This window comes from Leisingera sp. F5 (assembly GCF_001593695.1).
Map to the genome: position 1 here is coordinate 17,546 of NZ_LUKH01000024.1, position 17,220 is coordinate 34,765.

Sequence of the window (17,220 nt, forward strand, 5' to 3'; positions counted from 1 at the left end):
CGGACAGCCGGCGCCCGTTGGGCCCGGCGCCGCGCTGCGGCGCGGCGAACCGGCCAGCAGTGCGACCGGATGTTTCGCGCGCGAAACATTGGGGCACAAAGGCTGACCCTCTTAGGGTCTTGCGGATTGGGCCCCTTGGGGGTCTCAGGTGTTGCTGATCTCCCCAAGGATCTTGTTGCGCTGGATCTTTCCTGACGGCCCCTTGGGCAGGTCCTGCAGGATGTGTATCTCGTCCGGCGATTTGAACCGCCCCAGCACGGAGTGGCAGATCTCAATCAGCTCCAGCGGGGTCAGGCTGGAGCCGTTGCGGATCTTGACCGCCGCCTCCACCGTCTCGCCGTAGCTTTTGCAGGGGCGTCCAAAGGCCGCGGCCTCGATCACGTCGGGGTGAGAGTAGAGGGCTTCGTCGATTTCACGCGGGGCAATGTTTTCGCCGCCTTTGATAATCAGCTCTTTAAGGCGGCCGGTGACAAAAACATAGCCGTCGGCGTCGATGCGCCCCAGGTCGCCGGTGCGCAGCCAGCCGTCCGCGGTGAAAGTGCCTGCGGTGGCCTCGGGGTTGTTGAGGTACTCCAGCATCACATTGGGGCCGCGCACGGCCAGCTCGCCTTCGCTGCCATCGGTGACTGGGTTCTGATTGGCATCAAGGATAGCGACTTCGTTGCCATAGCCGATGCCGGGGGAGCCGATCTTGCGGGTGCCGGGGGGCAGCGGGTTCGACAGGATCTGGGCGGCGGTCTCAGTGAGGCCCATGGTTTCGATAATGGGTATGCCGAAGCGGTCCTCAAACGCGCGCTGCACGTCCGGGGCCAGTGCTGAGGAGGCAGAGCGACCGAAACGGATGCGGGCGCAAGTGCTGTCGACCGGGTCCAGTTCCGAGTGCAAAAGGTGCGAGATGATGGTGGGCACCACCGAAAACCAGGTGGCCTGCGACCAGCCGGCATGGGCCCAGAAACGGCTGGCGGAGAAACGCTCGCACATCGCCAGCGAGCCGCCGGAAATCAGCGTGCCCATCACCGTCACGCACAACCCGTTGATATGGTAGACCGGCAGCACGCACAGGCCGCGGTCCTGCGGTGTCAGTTCATGTGCAGCCGCCGTGGTCCAGCCGCCGGCAAGCAGGCTGGCGTGGCTGTGCACAACCCCCTTGGGCTGCCCGGTGGTGCCGGAGGTGTACATCAGCAAAGCGTGGTCACCGGCAGAGAGCGGGTGCAGCTCTGCCGGTGAGCCGCCAGTGACTGCCTGCCTGTCCAATGGGGAGAGGATGGACAGGTCGGCAGTCTGCTCGAACAGCCCGGTCTGGCTGTCATGCACAAAGGCAAAGCGGGCGCCGCTGTGCTGCAGGGCGTAGGCGACGGCGCTGTTGCCTGCGACCAGGTTGATCATGGTGGCGCGGAAGCCGCCGTAGAGCACCCCGAACAAGCATTCGAGGGCTTCGCGCCCGTTGGGATGCAGGATGGCGATGCTTTCGCCTTTTGCGATGCCCATCGCGGTCAGCGAACGGGCGATGGCCTCGGCGGTTCTGCGCAGTTCGGGCCAGGAGAGGTCCGGCGCGCCATCGGGAAAGACAAAGCCGGTGCCGCCGTCCTTGGCGCGTTTGTCAAGCCAGTCGCGAATGGTTCCCTTGGGCAGTTCCATCATTGGCCTGCCTCCGCCCAATAGCTGGCAAAAATGTCGTCCAGTGCCGGTTCGCGGGGTGGAATTTCGCGCACGACTTTGGCTGTCTGCACGAAATGGCGCCAGTTGAGGTTGGTGTCGATCGAATTGCCGCCCCAACTGCCGCAACCCATCGACAGGGAAAACGGCATGCCATTGGTAAAGGCGCCGCCGGTGGCAAACGTATGCGCCTGATTGACGATCACCCGGCAGGCTGGCATCTCGCGGCCCAGCTCAATCGCGCGTTCGTCCCTGGCAGTGTGAATGCCGATGGAATGGCCGCTGCCCTGATGGTCCAGAATGCGCGCGGCGATGGCTTTGGCATCCGCGAAATCGGCGGCGCGGTAGACCGCCAGAATGCGGCTCAGTTTTTCGCCGGACAGGGGGTGGTCCGGGCCGATGCCCTTGGTTTCCACCGCCAGGAATTTGGTGTCCGCGGGGACGTTTCCGTCCATGTCCAGCGCGGTCAGCATCTTGTCTGCGTCTTGTGCAATAACTTCGCGGTTCAGATGGCCGTCCGGCCAGAGTCTGGCGATGATACCGTCTGCCTCTGCTTCGGGAATCAGCGCGCCGCCTTCCTGGGCCAATGCGGCAATAAACCGGTCATAAATAGCGTCCACAACCACAACCGAGTTCTCCGAGGAGCAGGAAGTGGCATTGTCGAATGTCTTGGAGGCGGTGATCTTGGCTGCTGCATCGGGCAGATCGGCGGTTTCGTCCACGATCACCGACACATTGCCGGCCCCGACGGCTACAGCGGGGGTGCCGCAGGACTGGGCGCGGTGCACGTTGTTCTGGCTGCCGGTGCAGATCACCCGGTCGGCGGCTTCCATCAGCGCCTGGGTCTTGGCCTTGGAGCCGGGCGCGGGGATCATCTGCACCAGATCCGGGTCCAATCCCAGCTTGGCGAATTCAGCGTGGATGCAGGAAAGCAGCAGCTCGCAGGAGGCGACGCCCTTAGGCGAGGGCGCCACCACAATGGCATTGCCTCCCTTAAGTGCGTTGATGATGTTGTTGGCGGGTGTAGCCGCCGGGTTGGTCGAGGGGACAACGGCGCCGATCACGCCGATGGGGCGCATGATCTCGGTGATGCCGGTTTCAGGATCGTCGCTGATGATGCCGTGGGTCTGGACGCCGGCGATGTCGCGCAACAGGCCCAGCGTCTTGCGGTGGTTCTTGGTGATCTTGTCCGGCACATTGCCGAGGCCGGTGGTTTCCACTGCCAGCTCAGCCAGGGCACGGTTGCGGGCGGGTTCCATGATGGCCCAGCCTGCCGCCAAAGCTGCCTTGTCATACAGCGCCTGGCTGCCGCCTGCCTCAAAGGCCTGCTGGGCGGTGCGGGCGCGCGCCACGATCTGTTCCACCCCGGCGATGCCGGAGGCGAGTGCGTCCTGAGCGTTCATGTCTTTCCTCGATTGATTGTCCGGGGCAGGGACGCTGCCCCGGAGGGTTTCGGCCAAGGGTGGCGGGATCAGAGCCCGGCCAGAAGTTCCTTGAGCGTCTGTTCGCGGGCGGCCCACATTTCCTTGACCTCGTCGCGGGTCATGATGTGCATGGGCGAGCCGCCGGCCTGCATTTTCTTGGCCACACGGGGGTTTGCGAACATCTCCGGCACGGTGTCGGCGAGCTGGTCGATCACTTCTTGCGGGGTGCCTTTGGGAACCATCACACCGCGGAAATTGACCGATGAATTGTCCACTTCCAGCCCTTGCTCCTGCATGGTGGGCACATCGGGCAGAAAGTCCGAGCGCTGCAGGTCCGCAACGCCGAGGATCCTGACATTGCCCGCCGCTTGTGCGCGAAACGCGTCGGAGAGGTTGTTTACCCCGCCCATGACCTCACCAGCGATAACGGCTTTCATCGCAGCCGCACCGCCGCCTTTGGTCGGGATATAGGCCATCTTGACGCCCGCGGCCTTTTCGATCTGCAGCGCGGCAATATGGTGGCCCACAAACAACCCGGCGCCCGAAAAGGTCAGCTTGCCCGGGTTCTCCTTGGCATGGGCAACCACATCCGCCATTGAATTGAAGGGGCTGTCCGCGGCAACGACAAAGACCGCCGGGTCGGCGCCCCAATTGGCGATGGGTTCAAAGCTGTCTGCCGAATACTGCACGCCGCCCTTGATCGACTGGGCGATGAAGTGGGGCACATTGTAGGCTGCCAGGGTATAGCCGTCCGGGTCGGCCTGAGTGGCAAACCAGTTCCAGCCGACCCGGCCGCCGGCTCCGGGCTTGTTGATGATGGCGATGGGCATGCCCAAAGCATCCTCGTTGCCCGCAGTCATGGTCACGATGCGGGCCTGGAAATCCGTTGCTCCGCCGGCGCCGTAGGAGACCATCATCATGATCGGGCGTTCCGGGTAATCCTCGGCCAAGGCGGCTCCGCCCAGACCCATCAGCGCCATGGCAGCGCCTGCAATCATTTTTTTCATTTTCTTCTCCTCCCTTATGGTTTCGCTTATGTTTCCGGGCCGCGTTCAAACGGTCAGAACAGAATTTCCCGCGGCGTGTAGACGCTCAGCAGCAGCGCAAAGAGCCCGTACATCACAGCAACAAAGCAGGCGGTAACCACTGCGCGCTTGATCCAGGTTTTGGCTTCGGAATGCGGCGCGGGGTCGTAAATCGACAGCAGAATGAAAAAACCGATGGCGGTGGCGGTATAGAACCCCAGCGTCTTGGCGGCCCAGAAGACATAGATCAGCATCACTGCCAGCCCCGGCACCATCTGTATGAACATGGTGCGCGAAACACCCGAGCCGACCTTGCTGAGGCCCAGAACCGCCTTGCCAAAGGTCCAGCCGGCCAGCACCACAAAGACGGAGGCTATCAGGCGCGGGAACAGGAAGGCTTCGGCAGGGGCTTGCGTGTAGCTGATCCAGGCGACCCAGATGCCGACGGCAAGGACCAAGCCGGAGCCGAAAATGTGCTGAGACCGGTTCATGCCTGCGCCTCCTCTTTGGTGGTGTAACGGCGGCTGCGCAGCTCCATCCAGGCCGAATAGGCGATGGAGGCAACAACCACAGCGATCAGGAAGATGTTCAGCCCGCCAGACAGGAAGTAGCTGGCCCGGCCCACGGTGGCGTCGGCGATCATGCCGCCTTGGATGAAGTTGGATTCCGCAATCGGCCCCAGGATCAGCCCCAGTACCAGCGGCGCGGCGGAAAACCCGAAACGCTCCAGGAAATACATGCCGATGCCAAGGCAGGCCATGACATAGACGTCGCCCATCGAGCTTTGCACCGAGTAGGCGCCGAACACCGACAGCGCCAGCACGATGGCCGCCATCACCGATTGCGGCACCTGCGCGACGCGGGCGGCAAGGCCTGCCACGTAAAGGCCGAAGAGGCACATCAGAACCTGGCCCACCAGCATCGAGTTGATGAAGGTCCAGGCCACATCCGGGTGATTGTCGAACAGGTCGGAGCCCGGAAAGATGCCATGGATCAGCAGCCCGCCGAGCAGCACGGCGGCGGTGGGGCTGCCGGGGATCGACAGGGTCAGTAGCGGTACCAGCGACGGGCCGACCATGGCGTTGTTGGCAGCTTCTGCTGCGATCACGCCCTCGCTGTGGCCCTTGCCGAATTTCTCCTTCTCGGAGGAGAACTTCTTGGTCTGGTCATAGGCCACCAGCCCGGCGATCTGCCCGCCCACACCGGGGATCAAGCCAATGATCGAACCGGTGATAGTGCCAATGCCCAGGGCAAGGGGGCGGCGGATCAGCTCCTTGGTGGCGTCCAGGACCGAGTGTTTTTGCACCTCGATCACTTCGGCGCCTGTTGCGCGGCGGCCCTTGGCGAACATGGTCAGCACCTGCGGGATGGCAAACAGGCCGATGAGGGCCGCGATGATGTTGATGCCGCCGCCAAGGGACGGGTGGAAGATGAAGCGCTGGGCGCCCATGATGTCGTCAAAGCCGATGGTGGCCAGCCACAGCCCGATGCAGCCGGACAGCAGGCCTTTGACAACGGAAGCTGAATCGAGCGAGCCGATCACCGTCACGCCCAGAATGGCCAGCCAGAACAGATGCGAGGGGCCGAAGGCCAGTGCCCATTCGGCCAGCATAGGCGTCAGGAAGATCAGCAGCAGCACGCCGAAGATGCCGCCGACGGCCGAGGCCAGGAACGACAGCTGCAGCGCTTTGGCGCCTTTGCCCTGCTTGGCCATCTGGTGGCCGTCCAGCGTGGTAGCGATATTGGCCGGCGCGCCGGGGATCTTCAGCAGGATCGCGCTGACGGCGCCGCCTGCAACGGTGGAGGTATAGGCAGCCCCCAGCAGGATCAGACCCTGCACGGCCTCCAGGTGGAAGGTGAAGGGGATCAGCAGCGCCACTGCCATTGTTGGGGATAGCCCGGGGGTTGCCCCCAGGATCAGCCCGCCAATCGTGCCGCCCAGAAGCAGCAGGAAGGACAGCGGCGAGAAGACGTCTCCGAAATAAAATATGAAGTCCATTCAGGGCCTCCCAACCCGGCTGATCCCGTTTTCACGTTTCTTGACAATTCAGGTTAGGCCATGAAAATAGTATTGCAAACGTTTTCATAAAACTATCGCGGGAGGGGAAGTTTTGGCTTCAAAACAAAAGGGTAACGTCGATATTGTCGCGGTGGCCAAGGCTGCAAAAGTGTCTCCCTCCACGGTGTCGCGCACTTTCAACCACCCTGATCTGGTCAGCCCGGCGACTCGTAAGAAGATCAACCGCGCTGTGCAAAAGCTTGGCTATATCCGCAACCGTGCGGCGCAGACGATGCACGGTAAGCGTTCAGCCACTATCGGCCTGGTTGTGCCAACAATCAACCATGCGATTTTTGCCGAGGTGATCCAGGCGTTTTCGGATGCCATCGACAAGGAGGGGTTCAGCCTGCTGCTTGCCTCGCACGGGTATGATCTGGACCGGGAATACGCGATGGTGCGCAAGTTTCTGGAGCACCGGGTCGACGGTGTGGCGCTGATCGGGCTGGAGCATTCGCAGGCCACCGCCCGGCTGATCGCGCAGCAGGAAACCCCGGCGATGGCGATCTGGAACTATGCGCAGGATGCGGCATTGCCCTGTGTCGGGGCTGACAACAGGCAGGCAGGCCGGATGGCGGCGGCGCATCTGTTGGAGCTTGGACACCGGGATATCGGCCTGATCTTCCCTGACACACAGGGCAATGACCGGGCGCGGCACCGGCTGTCGGCGGTGCTGGCAACCCTTGAAGCTGCCGGCGTCACCGTGCCAGAGGACCGGAAGTCCGAGGCGCCTTACAGCGTGGCGCAGGCCAAGCAGGCGGCCTTGGATCTGCTTGCCGGGCCGTCCCGTCCGACCGCGCTGTTGTGCGGCAATGACGTGATTGCCCAGGGCGCGCTGTACGGGGCGCAGAAACGCGGGCTGAAGGTGCCGCAAGATCTGTCGGTGATGGGGATCGGTGATTTCAAAGGCTCGGCTGACATTGAACCCGGCCTGTCAACGGTCCGGATCCCGGCGGAAACCATCGGAACGCTCGCGGGCGCAGAGTTCACCCGCTTCATCACATCAGATACGCCGGAACCGTTCAGCCTGTGCTGCGACCTGGAGCAGATCATTCGGGGGACAACTGGGCCGGCCTAAGTGGCACCGGTTAGCCAGGCAGGCCGCTGGACAGGTCGCAGGACCGGATGAAGGCGCAGCATTCCTCGGACAGCGCCGCAAAACGCGAGCGGTCGCGCTGGTACAGATAGACTTCGCGCCTGTCCGGCAGATCGGCAATCGGGCGGAAGGCCGTGGTTTCCGGCATGAACCGGGCCACGGTCTGCGGCAGCACCGTGACCCATTTGCCGGTGCGCACCATGGTGATCAGCGAATGGGTGTTGTGGATTGTCACATCGGCGCCGCTGCTGGCCGCCACAAACCGCTCATTGCGGATCAGATCGCACAGGGCATTGCGGACAAATCCCGCGCTGGTGACATCCGTAATGGAAGGCGGGGCGTCCTGTTGAAACAGCGGGTGCCCGGCAGAACAGACCAGGCCGAAGCGGTCCTCGAACAGCGGCACCGCCTTGACCCCGTTCAGCGGGTGGTAACCAGAGGCGATGCCGATATCCGCCTTGCCCTCGGCCAGCGCATCCAGCACCTGCTGGGTGTCGGTATCGCGCAGCTCAACCTTGAGGCCAGGATAGCGGGCGGTCATATGCTCCAGCACCGGCGGAAACACCAGCGCCGCGACCGAGGGAACCGAGACGATACGGATCAGCCCGTGAATAGCCTCAGCCGCCATCTCGATGCTTTGCACGGTGTGATCAAACTGGCGCACCTGTTTCTGGGCCAGTTCAAAAACCTGCTCTCCCAAGGGCGACAGCTGGTTCTTGCGCTCGCCTTCGAACAGCTTTTTGCCCAGATGGTCCTCCATCTGCTTGAGGGTCATGGAGACGGCTGACTGGGTTCGGCCCAGACGGTTGGCCGCCTCCGACAGGTTTCCAGTCTGCGCTACGGTGCAAAAGGCGCGCAACATTTCGATTTTCAATGCCATGACTTCAGAATTTCTGTAGTTACGTTCAGTTAATTGAGTTTGACTGATGCCGGTGCCGAAGTCCATCCTGCCGGAAACCTGAAATTCAGCATCTGGGGCTTCTCCGTGACCAAACTGAACCTGATTGCCGGCGAATGGCTGGCTGGCGAAAGCGAAATCGAAAACCGCAACCCTTCGGATCTGAGCGATCTGGTCGGCATGTTTGCCCAGGCCAGCGCCGATCAGCTGGAGGCAACGTTGGACCAGGCGCAAGTCGCGCAGCGTGAGTGGGAAGCTTATGGCATGGAGCGCAAGCAGGCCGTGCTGATGAACATCGGCAACGAGCTGATGAGCCGCGCCGAAGAGCTGGGCACCCTGCTGTCCCGCGAAGAAGGCAAGCCGTTTGCTGAAGGCAAGGGCGAAGTCTACCGCGCCGGTCAGTTCTTCACCTATTACGCCGCTGAATGCCTGCGTCAGCTGGGCGAAAACGCCGATTCTGTGCGCTCCGGAGTTGAAATCGACGTGCGCCGCGAGGCTGTAGGCACCGTAGCCATCATCAGCCCCTGGAACTTCCCGACCGCAACCGCGTCATGGAAGATTGCACCAGCGCTGTGCTACGGCAATGCCGTGGTTTGGAAGCCTGCCAATATCACCCCGGCATCGGCTGTAGCGCTGACCGAAATCATTAACCGTCAGGACATCCCCAAGGGCCTGTTCTCTCTGGTCATGGGCTCGGGCCGCTCAATCGGTCAGCGCCTGGTGGAAAGCCCCAAGGTCAACGCCATTTCCTTCACCGGCTCGGTTCCGGTTGGCAAGGGCATCGCCTCGGCCGCGATCCAGAACCTGACCAAAGTGCAGATGGAAATGGGCTCCAAAAATGCGCTGGCGGTCATGGATGACGCAGACATTGATCTGGCTGTGTCTCTCGCGCTTGGCGGCGCCTTTGGCAGCACCGGTCAGAAGTGCACCGCGTCGTCGCGTCTGGTTGTGCATGCTTCGGTTCACGATGAATTTGTCGAGAAACTGGTCGCGGGCGCCAGCGCCTACAAAGTTGGCCATGCCCTGGAGGAGGGGACGCAAATCGGCCCTGTTGTCAGCCAGCAGCAGCTGAACGAAAACCTGGCCTATGTCGATCTGGGCAAATCCGAAGGTGCGGAACTGGCCTGCGGCGGCCAGCGCCTGGAGATGCCGCACGAGGGCTTTTATATGTCCCCGGGCGTGTTCCTGAACACTACCAACGACATGCGCATCAACCGCGAGGAAATGTTCGCGCCGCTGACCAGCGTGATCAAGGTCGGCAGCTACGACGAGGCGCTGAGCGTGGTGAACGACACCAACTTCGGACTGACCTCGGGCATCGTGACCCAGTCGCTGGCCCGTGCCACCCATTTCCGCCGCAACGCGCGCACCGGTGTTGTCGCCGTCAACCTGCCCACTGCAGGCACCGACTACCACGTGCCGTTCGGCGGCCGCGGCGACAGCTCTTATGGCCCGCGCGAGCAGGGCAAGGCGGCGGCGGAGTTCTATACCACCGTCAAGACCGCCTACATCAGCGCCGGCAATCCGGTCTGATTAAAGAGCTCTGGCAGCGCCGTGCAGCCGGCCTGCCAATTCTTGGACGCGCCCGTTCCGCCTCATATGGGGCGGGCGCAGACCGCCCGCCGCAAAGGGCCGGGCGATGGTTTTTGAAATTCGAGGTGCTTGAATGACCGGATACCGTATCGATTGCCTGCAATATGCCAACTGGTCGGAGAAAATTTTCCGCCAGCTGCGCGAAGGCGGCGTGGACGCGATCCAAGTCACCATTGCCTATCACGAGAACTTCCGCGAAACGGTTCTGAACTTCGAACAGTGGAACCGCTGGTTCGAGCAGTATCCGGACCTGATCATGAAGGGGCAGTGGGCCTCTGACATCGACAAGGCCCGTGAAACCGGCCGTACCGCAGTGTTCTTCGGCTTCCAGAACCCGTCGCCGATGGAGGACGACATCGGCCTGGTGGAGATCCTGCACACCCTGGGTGCGCGGTTCATGCAGCTCACCTACAACAACCAATCGCTGCTGGCGACCGGCTGCTACGAGGCCGAGGATCCCGGCATCACCCGCATGGGCAAGCAGGTGATCAAGGAGATGAACCGGGTTGGCCTGGTCGTGGACATGAGCCATTCGGCTGATCGTTCCACTATCGAGGCGGCGGAAATTTCCACCCGCCCGATCGCCATCACCCATGCCAACCCGTATGAGTGGTCGCCGGCCCTGCGCAACAAGAAGGATGATGTGATCCGGGCCGTCACCGGCCACGGCGGCATGCTGGGATTTTCGGTCTATCCGCACCATCTGAAGGACAAGGGCGCCTGCACCCTGCAAAGCTTCTGCGAAATGATTGCACGCACTGCCGACAAATACGGGGTGGCACACCTCGGCATCGGCACCGATCTGTGCCAGGACCAGCCTGACAGCGTGGTTGAGTGGATGCGCGTCGGCCGCTGGAGCAAGGAAATCGACTACGGCGAAGGATCAGCCGCCGCGCCGGGCTTCCCGGAAATGCCAAGCTGGTTCAAGGACAACCGCGACTTTGGAAACATCGAAGAGGGCCTTCGCGCGACGGGCATGAACGATGGTGAGGTCAGCGGCATCATGGGCGGGAACTGGCACCGGTTCTTTGCCGAAAACTTTGGCCCCAAAGGATAACCTAAATGGAAACAACCGCGCAGACATCAATATCACTACGGGACCCGGCGCAGGTCATGCGCCTCAGCCGTCTCGGCTCTTTGCACCAGTGCCGCCTCAGCTTCATGCGGATTCTGACACGGCGCATGGCACGCGAAAACTGGAGCTTTTCGCGCCCCAAGTTTGATATTGATGAAAACGGGGTCGGCGTTGCGGTCTTTTCCGCAACCGGCCCTGCGCGGACCTATTCCCTGATCGCCTTTGCGCACGATCTGCCGCCTGAAATGCGGTCGGATCGTGTGATTGCAACTGCGTGGGATGCCACGTTTGCCCTGTTCGATGGTGTCCCGACGGACGAGGACATCGAACGCCTTTCAAACAATGTCCCGTATCAGGAAGCCGGCCGGGTCAGTGAACGCGAGATTTCAGTGTCGCGTGCGAACCGGTCCGTGCGCCTGTGGGAACATGTGGTTTCCGCCTTGTCCGAAGGCCGCCAGCCGGATGCCACCCAGCTTGAGGCCGTCGGCTATCTGATGCGGACCACGGCTGTTTACGGATCGGGTAAACTGGGCGCCGCGGACCGCGAAATGATAGCAAAACGCCCAGAATTCCAGGTTCCCTTCCAGGCCGAGATGCTGTCGGTTTTCCTGACCCGCTGGTTCGTGCGCGATCTGGTGCAGCATATGGCGGACCTGCGCGCTAAGGCGGCAGGTCGAACAGCAGCACTGTTGGACCCGGAATTGGCCCGTTCGCTGGGGATCGGAAATTCAACCGGACTGGGCATGGCTCCGTTCCTGCTGAACCATCCGGTTCTATTCAACAACTGGATCTCAGCCCGCGAGGATGCCATCCGTATTGTCCGCAGCCTGGATAGCGCTTCGGAGGACGAAATCGCCCTGTTCCTGCGGCTTTTGCAGCGCAGCAAGAAAAATGTTGCCCTGTGGCAGTCCGAGCATGAGATTCAGGTGCGCAAACTGGCCGGGCTGCGGAACGATCTGGAACAGATTGACGCCTATCTGAGCACTCCGCAGGTGCTGACCGGTCCTCAGCCATGGGATCAGATGCACCGCTGGGCCGAAGAAACCCTGTCTCTGGAAGGTCAGGAATGGCTGGCCTCAATGATGCTGGAACCCTATGGCACCCTGGTTGACGACTTGAGCGACGGCATGGCGGCAGACAACACGCCGACATTCCGGATCGCCGGAGCGATGACCATTGAAGAACTGCGCGGGCTGCTGACGCGGATTTATGAATGGGCGATCGGTACAGACTGGCAGAAACGGGAAAACCGCGCCCGCGCCTGGTATGTTTCGGAAGAAAAGCTTGAACCGCGCCTGGGTGAACGGTTCGAGGAGCCGGTGGAAGAATACGAGCAGCCGCTGGCGCCTGGCCGGGATGCTGCGGCGCTGTTCAATGCGCTGGCGCATTGGCAGGGGGAGATCCGCGTTGCCGAGTTCCTGCTGCGCCATCCTGAATACCGTCATACGGTGCGCCGCGCGCAGATCGCGGGCCGCGCACCTTATGCTGAGATCCGTGACAATACGATTTCGCACGATGTTCTGCCGATTGACATGCTGCGTTGCAAACTCGCTTTCTTCGGTGCCACGCAGTTTGATCCCCGCTCTGACCGCTGGGTGCGGATCTGCATGTACGGCAATGCGCCCTATCCGCAGGAGCTTTCGCAGGAGAACGCCGAATTCTGGGTCTATCCCAGGCTGGAAGAGGGGGCATTGGCATGAACCATTCCCTGAATGAGATCGAAGCAATGTGCAAACGCGCTGCCCGTGGCGCCGGCCTTCCCTGGGGCCTGGCCGAAGAAGCCGCAAAAGGCACGCGCTGGCTGTCCTCCTTCGGCCTTCCGGGAGCGGAGCTGCTGGCCGCGCTTCTGGAGCTGAACGACCGTCTGCCGCCTGCCGATTTCGCGCCCGCAGCGCTGACCGGCGTGTGGAGCGCGCCTTCGGGGCGGATGAGCCCGCTGATTGCCGGCGCCGCCTTGAGCGACTGCGCGGTGCAGCTGATGGATGCGGGCCGGATCGAAATGGAGCGTGTTTGCGTGCCGCTGCTGCTGGTTCCTTTCGCTGCAGGGGCCGCGCTGCGGCTGGAGACTCCGGTCGCTGTTGAATGGGCAGGTGTCTACCTTGCAACGGATGGCCGCCAGCTGTGCGCGCGGGGCGCTCCCGACGCCTACACAGCGATGCTTGCCGACAAGGTTGCTTTCACCACTCCGGCTGAAATGACCGACCGCCGGGAGCCGGTTTTGCGCGGCAGCGCTCCGGCCGAGGCCTGGGACCGCCTTGGCGTCCTTGCCCACCGCACTTATGCGCCCGCCACCGAAGCTTCGCGATTGCGCGGCGCAGGTGCCGGGCTGTCCGACAACGACTGAAGAGGCGTCGCTATGACCGAAACCAAAACCCTGACCCTTGCCGAGATCGAGGATCTGTCCTTCCGCGCCCTGGTGGCGGCCGGCACATCCGAGGCCAATGCCCGCCCGCTGGCTGTTGCCACCGCAGCAACCGAAGCGGATGGCGTCGCCAGCCATGGCTTGGCCTATATCCCGATCTATGCCGAGCATGTGCAATGCGGCAAGGTGGACGGGCAGGCGGTTCCGGCTCTGGCGCGTCCGCGTCCCGGCGTGGTGGCGGTGGATGCCGCCACCGGCTTTGCCCATTCCGCGATCGACATGGGGTTCGAGGCGCTGATCCCGGCAGCCCGCGAGCAGGGTGTCGCGGTTCTGGCGATCCGCAACAGCTATAACTGCGGCGTGCTGGGCTATCACACCGCCCGTCTGGCCCGCGCAGGCCTGGTAGGTCTGGGCTTTACCAATGCGCCCGCGTCCATCGCTCCGTCAGGCGGCGCCAAGCCGGTTGTCGGAACCAATCCGTTCTCCGTGGCGGTGCCGGGTGAAGACGGCGAACCGGAACTGCTGATCGACCAGAGCGCCAGCACCATCGCCAAAAGCGAAGTGATGAAACACGCCCGTGAAGGCAAGGAGATCCCGCTGGGCTGGGCGCTGGACGCAGACGGCAATCCGACCACCGACCCGGACGCCGGCCTTAAGGGGTCAATGGCGCCGTCAGGCGGTTACAAAGGCGTCGGTGTTGCGCTGCTGACCGAGATCATGGCCGCAGCTCTGACCGGTGCAACCCTTGGCATCAACGCCTCGCCATTTTCCGGTACTGCAGGCGGGCCGCCGAAAACCGGCCAAATGTTCATCGCAATCGACCCGGTTGCCACCTCAAATGACGCTTTTGGTGCTGGAATGGCCGGGATCGTAGAAGCGGTGCGCGGGCAAGCCGGCGCACATCTGCCGGGCGACGGGCGCCGCACCAAGCGGATCAAAGCCCGGACAGATGGCGTCGCGGTCAGCGTGGCAACGCTGAACAGGATCAACGCCCTGATGGGCTGACGCCGGATGCCGGCGGGACCGCAACCCGCCGAAAATCCGCACTTCGGTGCGGCACGTGCGAAACGGGAGGAAACGCATGTCAATTAAACAACCTTTCACCGATTTGGAGATTAAAACCTCCGACGGTGGCTTCTATAAGGGGCACAGCCTTGAGATCGCCTTGCTCAGCAAGGGGATCATGGTCGCCTTGGTTCTCTGGGCACTGGTCTGGCCGGCAAACGCCACTGGCGTTCTGGGCAGCCTGAACTGGCGCATTCTGGAAGACTTCAATGCCTTCTACATCGTTATCGTCGGCTTCTTCGCCTTTTTCCTGTTTGTGGTCGCCGCATTGCCGCAAACCGGTAAGCGGATCATGGGGACGCCGGGTCAGGCCAAGGAGTTCTCGGACTTCTCCTGGTTCTCGATGATGTTCGGCGCCGGTCTGGGCGTCGGTCTGATGGTTTTTGCAACTGCTGAACCGCTTGGTCTTTGGGGCTCCAACCCTGAAGTGCTGGCGCAAAACGTGGTGCCTAACACCGAGGAAGCCATTCAGTCCGGCTTCCGCTACACGTTCCTGCATTACGGCTTCCATGCCTGGGCGATCTATGTGGTGACCGGTCTGTCGCTGGCCTATTACGCCTATACCCGCGATATGCCGTTGACCATCCGTACCGCGCTTACACCGCTGTTCGGCAAGCTGATGAACGGCATCGCGGGCCATGTCGTCGACGTGCTGGGCGTGGTTGCCACCATCCTGGGTGTGTCTGTGACCATCGGTTTCGGCGTGTCGCAGTTCGTTGACGGCGTCTATGCCATCACCGGCATGGAATGGATGATGGACATGAGCGGCGACGCTCCGGCACCGGGCACTGTTGGCCTGCTGTCCGGCCTGTTTGCCATCATGGGCCTGTCGATCATCTCGGCGGTGTCCGGCGTGGGCCGCGGCGTGAAGTATCTGTCGAACCTGAACCTGGTTCTGTCGATCATCCTGCTGCTGACCTTTGTGGTCTTCGGCTCGTTCATGTTCGCAATGACCACATATGCCTCGGCCTTCGTGGACTACATTCTGCACTTTGTCTCACTGAGCTTCGGTCCCTACACCCCGCAAGCGGCGGCCGACTTCTCGGCAGCGCTGCCTGCCGAAGCGGCACCTTATGCCGATGCGCTGCGCGGTGGTGCAACCAATGCATGGGGCTCCTTCGACGGCTTCAAATCGGGTCTGGAAGGCGAAGCAGCTGCCCTGTCCGACGACGTTCTGTCGGCCGCCTATGCAGCGGGTGAACCGCAGCGCCAATTCGGCTGGCAGGCAGGCTGGACCACCTTCTACTGGGCCTGGTGGATTGCGTTCTCGCCCTTTGTCGGCCTGTTCCTGGCGCGCATTTCCCGCGGCCGTTCGGTGCGTGAATTCATCATCGGCTGCGTGTTTGCACCGGCGATGGTCTGCTTTGCCTGGATGACCATCCTGGGCGGCACCGCGGTCGATCTGGAACTGAGCGGTGCGGCCGAAGGCGCCATCATCGGCGCGTCGAACACGGCCAAGCTGTTCGTGACCCTGCAGAGCATGATCGACGGCGGCCTGCTGTCGGGTATCACCATCATGTGCGTGGTGCTGATCATGACCTTCCTGGTTACATCGGCGGACTCCGGCATTCTGGTGATGAACACCATCATGTCCGGCGGCGACCAGAACATCGGCAACAAGCATAAGATCGTTTGGGGCCTGATCCTGACCGCGGTGATCGGCACACTGCTTTTCGCAGGCAAGCAGAACGGCGGAGCGGACCCGATGGAAGCGCTGAAAAGCGCGATGATCATCGGCGCGCTGCCCTTTACCATGGTCATGGGCCTGATGTGTGTGGCGCTGGCCAAGGCGCTGTTCCGTGACGGTCAGCGTGAAAAGGCTGCAGAAGGCGCACCTGCTGAATAAGCAACACTGCCGGGCGGAGCTGTTCAGGGCTGCCCGGTAAACAGATCAGCCGCCCGTTCAGGCGGCAGCAGGGCCGGCGGGAAAGATCCCTCCGGCCCTTTTCAGTTGGGGCTGGCCGGACCCCGGCTGGCTGCGGCTTCCCGCTTGAACCACTTCAGCAACTGCTCCAGCGCGCTGCCGCCGGTTTCGCGGTGTTGCAGAAAATAACTGTGGGGCCGGTCGGAAACTGCGAGCCCCAGCCGCAGAACCTCACCGGCAGCCAGGGCCTGATCCGCGATCCCCGTCCAGCCCAGCCCGATCCCCTCACCGCGGCGTACCGATTGCAGCAGAAACGGATAGGCATCGAACTCAGCCGCCGCCCCGAACTGCGGCGCTGTCAGGCCGGCTTGGGCAAACCAGCCCTCCCAGGTCAGGAAACCGGAGGCGCCGGTGTCGAAATGCAAAAACAGTTCCGGCGGTAGCCTCGCAATATCCGCGCCGGCTTCGGGATGGGCCTGCAGAAAGCCGGGGCTGCAAATCGGGAAGGTTTCTGCTGGGATCAGCGGAAAATAGGGGCGGTCGGGCATCCGTGACGGATCCCAGACCACCGCTGCATCCAGGCGGCTGAGGTCGATGTCGCCCAGCTGGTCGGTGGTCACTACCCGCACCCGGCCGCCGTCCAGATAGGCGCGCAAGTCCGAATAGCGCGGCATCAGCCATTGGTCGGCAAAGCCGAATGTACAGGCCAGCGTCACCTCGTTGGTTTCCGGCGCGGCCAGAACCTCGCTCCAGGCCTGGTCCACATGGCCCAGTCCCAGCGCCACCGCACCGGCCAGCCGGGCGGCATTGGCGGTCGGCGCGATCCGGTTGTTGTTGCGCTCGAACAGCGGCTGCCGCAGCCGGTCCTCCAGCGTCGCGATATGGCGGGAGACGGCAGGCTGGCTGAGCCCCAGCTCAGCCGCGGCGCGCGACAGGCTGGCATGGCGCACCGCCACCTCCAGCACCAAAAGGGCATTCAGCGAGCCGGCGGTGGGGCGTATTGAGCGTTCCATAGGAAATTGTTAGGGAACGCATGCGTTTTTGGCCAGTGGATATTGCGGGGCCTGAAGATAATCTGTTGCGGATTGAACTTTGCACCGACAACA

General features: G+C 62.6%; 14 protein-coding genes. 7 read left to right on the plus strand and 7 right to left on the minus strand.

Annotated elements, in window-relative coordinates; translation table 11 throughout:
• Positions 1-144 precede the first annotated feature (144 nt).
• The 5 genes from A2I95_RS16570 to A2I95_RS16590 form a co-directional block, all read right to left on the minus strand.
• Entirely contained in the window at positions 145-1,641 is a 1,497-nt protein-coding gene (locus A2I95_RS16570) for an AMP-binding protein (protein WP_291731156.1), read from the minus strand.
• Entirely contained in the window at positions 1,638-3,059 is a 1,422-nt protein-coding gene (locus A2I95_RS16575) for an aldehyde dehydrogenase family protein (RefSeq protein ID WP_291731157.1), read from the minus strand. Before A2I95_RS16575 ends, A2I95_RS16570 begins: the two co-directional genes overlap by 4 nt.
• A 68-nt stretch (positions 3,060-3,127) precedes the next feature.
• On the minus strand, positions 3,128-4,087 hold the full coding sequence (locus tag A2I95_RS16580) for a tripartite tricarboxylate transporter substrate binding protein (RefSeq protein WP_291731158.1): 960 nt from the start codon (positions 4,085-4,087) through the stop codon (positions 3,128-3,130).
• A 53-nt stretch (positions 4,088-4,140) separates the two neighbouring features.
• On the minus strand, positions 4,141-4,596 hold the full coding sequence (locus A2I95_RS16585; protein ID WP_291731159.1) for a tripartite tricarboxylate transporter TctB family protein: 456 nt from the start codon (positions 4,594-4,596) through the stop codon (positions 4,141-4,143).
• Positions 4,593-6,104: a tripartite tricarboxylate transporter permease gene (locus A2I95_RS16590; RefSeq protein WP_291731160.1), complete on the minus strand. Its 1,512-nt coding sequence runs from the start codon at positions 6,102-6,104 to the stop codon at positions 4,593-4,595. The genes A2I95_RS16585 and A2I95_RS16590 overlap by 4 nt, the downstream gene beginning before the upstream one ends.
• Before the next feature lie 112 nt (positions 6,105-6,216).
• Here A2I95_RS16590 and A2I95_RS16595 point away from each other — a divergent pair, with 112 nt between their 5' ends.
• Complete coding sequence (locus tag A2I95_RS16595; protein WP_291731161.1) at positions 6,217-7,239, plus strand: LacI family DNA-binding transcriptional regulator; 1,023 nt, start codon at positions 6,217-6,219, stop codon at positions 7,237-7,239.
• A gap of 10 nt (positions 7,240-7,249) precedes the next feature.
• Here the strand turns inward: A2I95_RS16595 and A2I95_RS16600 are convergent, their stop codons facing one another.
• Positions 7,250-8,137 (minus strand): LysR family transcriptional regulator, encoded by an 888-nt coding sequence (locus A2I95_RS16600; RefSeq protein WP_291731162.1) that lies wholly within the window; start codon positions 8,135-8,137, stop codon positions 7,250-7,252.
• Between the two features lie 105 nt (positions 8,138-8,242).
• Between A2I95_RS16600 and A2I95_RS16605 the strand changes: the two genes are divergently transcribed.
• From A2I95_RS16605 to A2I95_RS16630, 6 genes are all read left to right on the plus strand, one after another.
• Complete coding sequence (locus A2I95_RS16605; protein WP_291731163.1) at positions 8,243-9,688, plus strand: aldehyde dehydrogenase family protein; 1,446 nt, start codon at positions 8,243-8,245, stop codon at positions 9,686-9,688.
• Positions 9,689-9,821: 133 nt separating this feature from the next.
• Entirely contained in the window at positions 9,822-10,805 is a 984-nt protein-coding gene (locus tag A2I95_RS16610; protein WP_291731164.1) for a membrane dipeptidase, read from the plus strand.
• Between the two features lie 5 nt (positions 10,806-10,810).
• Positions 10,811-12,523 carry a hypothetical protein gene (locus A2I95_RS16615; protein ID WP_291731165.1) on the plus strand — a complete coding sequence of 571 codons (1,713 nt, stop codon included), beginning with the start codon at positions 10,811-10,813 and terminating at the stop codon, positions 12,521-12,523.
• Positions 12,520-13,167 carry a DUF3726 domain-containing protein gene (locus A2I95_RS16620; RefSeq protein WP_291731166.1) on the plus strand — a complete coding sequence of 216 codons (648 nt, stop codon included), beginning with the start codon at positions 12,520-12,522 and terminating at the stop codon, positions 13,165-13,167. The genes A2I95_RS16615 and A2I95_RS16620 overlap by 4 nt, the downstream gene beginning before the upstream one ends.
• Positions 13,168-13,179: 12 nt before the next feature.
• Positions 13,180-14,190, plus strand: a complete 1,011-nt coding sequence (locus A2I95_RS16625) for an Ldh family oxidoreductase (protein ID WP_291731167.1) — start codon at positions 13,180-13,182, stop codon at positions 14,188-14,190.
• Between the two features lie 76 nt (positions 14,191-14,266).
• Positions 14,267-16,096: a BCCT family transporter gene (locus A2I95_RS16630; protein WP_291731168.1), complete on the plus strand. Its 1,830-nt coding sequence runs from the start codon at positions 14,267-14,269 to the stop codon at positions 16,094-16,096.
• A 101-nt stretch (positions 16,097-16,197) separates the two neighbouring features.
• On the opposite strand, the gene A2I95_RS16635 is transcribed toward A2I95_RS16630, so the two are convergent.
• On the minus strand, positions 16,198-17,127 hold the full coding sequence (locus A2I95_RS16635; RefSeq protein WP_291731169.1) for a LysR family transcriptional regulator: 930 nt from the start codon (positions 17,125-17,127) through the stop codon (positions 16,198-16,200).
• Positions 17,128-17,220 lie beyond the last annotated feature (93 nt).